The 4,743-nt window shown below is 67.6% G+C and carries 5 protein-coding genes; 2 read left to right on the top strand and 3 right to left on the bottom strand.

The window, feature by feature from the left end; translation table 11 throughout:
• The first annotated feature begins 186 nt into the window (after window positions 1–186).
• A complete protein-coding gene (locus QZ994_RS18780; protein ID WP_367172349.1) occupies window positions 187–471 on the top strand; it encodes a DUF2185 domain-containing protein in 285 nt (94 codons plus the stop codon).
• 35 nt (window positions 472–506) lie between these two features.
• Here the strand turns inward: QZ994_RS18780 and ppk2 are convergent, their stop codons facing one another.
• Entirely contained in the window at window positions 507–1,415 is a 909-nt protein-coding gene (ppk2, locus tag QZ994_RS18775) for a polyphosphate kinase 2 (RefSeq protein ID WP_290877278.1), read from the bottom strand.
• A 175-nt stretch (window positions 1,416–1,590) separates the two neighbouring features.
• Here ppk2 and QZ994_RS18770 point away from each other — a divergent pair, with 175 nt between their 5' ends.
• On the top strand, window positions 1,591–2,466 hold the full coding sequence (locus tag QZ994_RS18770; RefSeq protein WP_290877275.1) for an acyltransferase: 876 nt from the start codon (window positions 1,591–1,593) through the stop codon (window positions 2,464–2,466).
• On the opposite strand, the gene QZ994_RS18765 is transcribed toward QZ994_RS18770, so the two are convergent.
• Both QZ994_RS18765 and QZ994_RS18760 read right to left on the bottom strand, forming a co-directional pair.
• Window positions 2,441–3,172, bottom strand: a complete 732-nt coding sequence (locus QZ994_RS18765; protein WP_290877272.1) for a hypothetical protein — start codon at window positions 3,170–3,172, stop codon at window positions 2,441–2,443. The genes QZ994_RS18770 and QZ994_RS18765 overlap by 26 nt on opposite strands.
• Window positions 3,173–3,196: 24 nt before the next feature.
• Window positions 3,197–4,738: an AMP-binding protein gene (locus tag QZ994_RS18760; RefSeq protein WP_290877284.1), complete on the bottom strand. Its 1,542-nt coding sequence runs from the start codon at window positions 4,736–4,738 to the stop codon at window positions 3,197–3,199.
• Window positions 4,739–4,743: the final 5 nt, after the last annotated feature.

Raw genomic sequence — 4,743 nt, 5'->3', positions numbered from 1 at the left:
CCAGCTCAGCACTAGGGGGCTCCGCATCGGGCGTGTAACCCTCTAGCGTAACGCGTTTGGCCAGATCGGGCCGGTCGCGCACCGTGAAGACCTTGCACCGCCCCGTATCATCCCGCCATGAAAAAGAAGCCCTACCTCTACCTGAAAGCCGACCCGCAAACCCTGGTGGAGGGCCTGGCGCAAGGCATGGCCACCGACAAGGTCACCGTCGACGGCCTGGCCGTGCGCTTCATGTACCGCGAGACGCCGGTGCACGCCAACGACAGCGGCTGGCGTTTTCTCTCGGGCACCGAAACCGATGCCTACATGGAAAAAGACGGCAACCAGGGCCAGCACTTCCTCAACGACATCGCGCGCTGCGACCCGGCCATCGTGCCGTTTCTGCAGGAGCCTGTGGGTGTGGCCTTCGAGCGCCCGCCCGGCACCGAGCAGTTCCAGCCCGTGGGCGATTGGGTGGCCGACGAGGACTGAGGCCTCAGGCCGCGACCTTTCAGGTGGCTGATCGGTCAGTAGATTTCGGGCACGTTCATGCTGTCGGGCACCGGGCGGCGGGCGTAGTCCTCGTTGCGCTCACGCGGAGGCAGGACCACGGCCGGGTGCTCGATCTCGAAGTAGGGGAACTGCTTGAGCATGTGGTCGATCAGGTTCAGGCGGGCGCGTTTCTTGTCGACGGCCTGCACCACCCACCATGGCGCCTCCGGGATGTGGGTGCGCTCCAGCATGATCTCCTTGGCCCGGGTGTAGTCCTCCCAGCGGCGGCGGGATTCCAGGTCCATGGGGCTGAGCTTCCATTGCTTGAGCGGGTCGGTGATGCGGCCCAGGAAGCGGGCGTTCTGCTCCTCGTCGGTCACCGAGAACCAGTACTTGTGCAGGCGGATGCCGCTGCGCACCAGCATTTTTTCGAATTCGGGCACGGAGCGGAAGAACTCTTCGTACTCGTCGTCGGTGCAAAAGCCCATGACGCGCTCCACACCGGCGCGGTTGTACCAGCTGCGGTCGAACAGCACGATCTCGCCGGCCGCGGGCAGGTGGGCGATGTAGCGCTGAAAGTACCACTGGGTCTTTTCGCGGTCGTTGGGGGCGGGCAGGGCGGCCACGCGGCACACGCGCGGGTTCAGGCGCTGGGTGATGCGCTTGATGGCGCCCCCCTTGCCCGCTGCATCGCGGCCTTCGAACACGATGACCACCCGTTCGCCCGTGTGCACCACCCAGTCCTGCAGCTTGACCAGTTCGCCCTGCAGGCGAAACAGCTCGCGGAAGTACATGCGGCGGGTCTCGCGGGCTTCGGGCGTGAGGCCCAGGGCGCCGTCGAGCAGGCGGTCGTCGACCTCCATCTCGAGTTCTTCGTCGTAGCTGTCGATCACGTCATCCTGCAGGCGGCGCAGCATGGCTTCGTCAAGGGGGGGCTGGGTCATGGGTGTCTCGGGCAAAAAAAGCGGGTCGCTCCCGCCACGCTGCCATGGCGATGTGACAGTTTGATGATCGGATCAGTGCATGGTGCACCGATTCCGGGGGCGGCTTCGCCAATGTGCCCATAATCGCGCCTTGGCATTTTCCCGCAGGCCTTTTGCCGGGCTGTGACACGACACCATGCTCGATCGATTGTTTTCCCCCTTGAAATGGGCCTTTGCGGCCGTGGTCATTGCCGTCAACACGGTGGTGGGCTTCACCCTGATGATGCCCCTGGCCCTGCTCAAGCTGCTGCTGCCGTTCCAGGGCGTGCGCGCCCTGGTCGATCCGCTGATCAACGGCGTGGCCGAGGCCTGGATCAGCGTCAACGGGGTCTGGATGGCCATGGTGGGCCGCACGCAATGGCGTGTGCAGGGCCTGGACGACTTCAAGCCCAAGGGCTGGTACTTGGTCAGCAGCAACCACCAGAGCTGGGTCGACATCCTGGTCCTGCAGCGCACCTTCAACGGCCGCATCCCGCTGCTGAAGTTCTTCATCAAGCACGAGCTGATCTACGTGCCCATCATCGGCCTGGCCTGGTGGGCGCTCGATTTCCCCTTCATGCGCCGCAAGGGGGGCAGCTCGGCCCGCAAGGACCTCGACGCCGCCCGCAAGGCCTGCGAGAAGTTCCGCGTGGTGCCGACCTCGGTGATCTCCTTCCTCGAGGGCACCCGCTTCTCGCCCGCCAAGCACGCCCAGCAGAAGTCGCCCTACCAGCATCTGCTCAAGCCCAAGACGGGCGGCATCGCCATGGCCCTGGAAACCCTGGGCGACAAGCTGGAGACCCTGGTCGACGTGACCATCGTCTACCCGCAGGGTGTGCCCACCTTCAGCGACCTGATGACCGGTCGCCTGCCCGAGGTGATCGTGACCATCCGCCAGACGCACATCCCCGAAGACCTGCACGTGGCCGAAGACGGCACCGATGCCGCCTACCGCCAGCGCCTGCAGGCCTGGATCAATGGCCTGTGGGAGGCCAAGGACCAGGAAATCACTGCGCTGTTGAAGCGGCCCTGAGCGGTTGGGCCAGCCGGTTGAAATCGGCGGGCGCCACGTACTGCAGGATTTCCTTGCCTTCGGTGTCGAGGGCGATGTCCAGGCCCAGGGCCGGGTAGAGGAAATGGGTGAGGTGGCCGTTGCTGCGCACGCGCTCGGCCGGCTCGCCAAAACGGGCCACGATGGTGGCTTCGTCCAGGTTGGCCTGGGGGATGAAGCCCAGCGCCGTGATGGGGGCGGCCAGGGCCTGGGAGAGGTCTTCGGCCGCGATCTTGAATTTGCGGGTCGTGCTCTCCATGAACTCGCCCTTGGGCGAGCGCGACTTGATGCCGCGGATGGCCTCGGGAGAGAGCCGGGCCGTGATCACCAGCTTGCCCGTGACGAAACCGGCGTTGGCCGGGTCCACAAAGGCCTCCAGCGTGCCGTCTTCGTTCGGGGCGGCGATCACGGCGATCTCGGTGTCCGGGCCCCAGTGGGCGCGGGCGTCGGCCAGGGTGCTGGCGCCGGACTGCCCCTCGGGTGACAGGGTGAGGCCCAGCACGCGGCTGCGGCCATCGGGCAGGCGCTCGATCTGCCAGGGCAGGGCGGCCTGCGTCGCGCCCGCGGTGGCGGCGGAGGCGCCGTTGGCGGCATCGGGGGCGCCGCCATGCGAGCCCATGCCGACGATCAGGACGCTCAGGCCCAGGGCGGCGGCCACCATGGCCGCGAGGATCTTCAACTGCTTCATTGGGGTGGGGGTGTGGACAGGGGGTCAGGCAAACAGGCGCTGGTGGGCCTGGCGCAGCAGGTTCTTCTGCACCTTGCCCATGGCGTTGCGCGGCAGTTCGTCGACCACGAAGACGCGCTTGGGCACCTTGAAGTTGGCGATGGTCTGCTTGAGCGACTGCACGATGGTGGCCTCGTCCGGTTGCTGGCCGGGCTGGGCCACGACGATGGCGATCACGCCTTCCCCGAAGTCCGGGTGGGGCACGCCCACCACGGCCGATTCGGCCACGCCGTGCAGCTTGTCGATGTGCCCTTCCACCTCGGCCGGGTAGACGTTGAAGCCGCCCGAGATGATCAGGTCCTTGGCGCGGCCCACGAGGTGCACATACCCTTGCGCATCGATGCGGCCCACATCGCCGGTTCGGAACCAGCCATCGTCGGTGAAGGCCTCCGCCGTCTTGTCGGGCATGCCCAGGTAGCCCACGAACACGTTGGGCCCTTGCACCTCCACATGACCGGTCTCGCCATGGGGCAGGGTGTGGCCGTCGTCGTGGGTGATGCGCAGGCCCACGCCTGGCAAGGGGCGGCCCACCGAGCCCGGCAGGCGCGGGCCCTCGCTGGCGCGGCAGGGGTTGGAGCACAGCATGCCGGTCTCGCTCATGCCGTAGCGCTCCAGGATGGTGTGCGCCGTGCGCTGGGTGAAGGCCTCCGAGGCGGCACTGAGCAGCGGTGCCGAGCCGCTCACGAACAGGCGCATGGCCGACGTGGCCTCGGGCGTCAGGCCGGGTTCGGCCAGCAGGCGGCCGTACATGGTCGGCACGCCCATGAACACGGTGGCGCGCGGGCCCTGTGTGGCCTCGATCTGTGCCAGCACGGCCTGGGGCTGGAAGGCGTTGAGCCAGCGCAGCGGCGTGCCCGACAGCAGGGCCAGGTGGCAGGCCACGAAGAGCCCGTGGATGTGGAAGATGGGCAGGGCGTGGACCAGGCAGTCGTCGTGTCGCCAATCCCAGAGACGGGCCAGGGTGCGCGCGTTGCTCAGCAGGTTGCCGTGGGTCAGCAAGGCGCCCTTGCCGCGACCGGTGGTGCCCGAGGTGTAGAGGATGGCGGCCAGGTCGTGCGGGGCCAGCACGGCAGGGGCGTGCACGTCGCTGTAGAGGTTGGCGTGGCTGAGCAGGCTGCCATTGCGCTGCGTGCCCAGGGTGAAGAGGTGGTCGACCTCGCCATAGGCCGCCACCGGGATCACCCACTCTTCGTCTTCCGGGCGGCAGACCAGCACGGCGGGGCGGGCATCGACCACGAAGTACTCCAGCTCCGCCGCGCGGTAGGCCGGGTTCAGCGGCAGGTAGACCAGGCCGGCGCGCAGCGTGGCCAGGTAAAGCAGCAGGGATTCGACCGATTTGTCCACGTGCGCGGCCACCACGGCCGGGCGGCCGTCCACGCCTTTGAGCTGCAGGCTCTCCAGCAGGTTGGCCAGCATGGCGCTGGCGCGGTCGAGGTCGGCCCAGGTGTAGGTGCCGGCGTCACTGAGGATGGCGGGGTCTTGGTCGGTGGCCGGCCAGGCGGCGCGCAGGGCGGTGAACAGGTTCATGGTCG

The sequence above is a fragment of the Aquabacterium sp. genome (assembly GCF_021768455.1).
Classification (GTDB): Bacteria; Pseudomonadota; Gammaproteobacteria; order Burkholderiales; family Burkholderiaceae_C; genus Aquabacterium.
The sequence above is the reverse complement of the archived record's forward strand: the minus strand, read 5'-3'. Positions and strand labels throughout refer to the sequence as shown.

Bases quoted from the DNA above. Each gene is read 5' to 3' on its own strand.
- QZ994_RS18780 (WP_367172349.1), top strand. From the start codon at position 187: ATGGCCACCGACAAGGTCACCGTCGACGGCCTGGCCGTGCGCTTCATG.
- QZ994_RS18760 (WP_290877284.1), bottom strand. From the start codon at position 4,738: ATGAACCTGTTCACCGCCCTGCGCGCCGCCTGGCCGGCCACCGACCAA.
- QZ994_RS18765 (WP_290877272.1), bottom strand. From the start codon at position 3,172: ATGAAGCAGTTGAAGATCCTCGCGGCCATGGTGGCCGCCGCCCTGGGC.
- ppk2 (WP_290877278.1), bottom strand. From the start codon at position 1,415: ATGACCCAGCCCCCCCTTGACGAAGCCATGCTGCGCCGCCTGCAGGAT.
- QZ994_RS18770 (WP_290877275.1), top strand. From the start codon at position 1,591: ATGCTCGATCGATTGTTTTCCCCCTTGAAATGGGCCTTTGCGGCCGTG.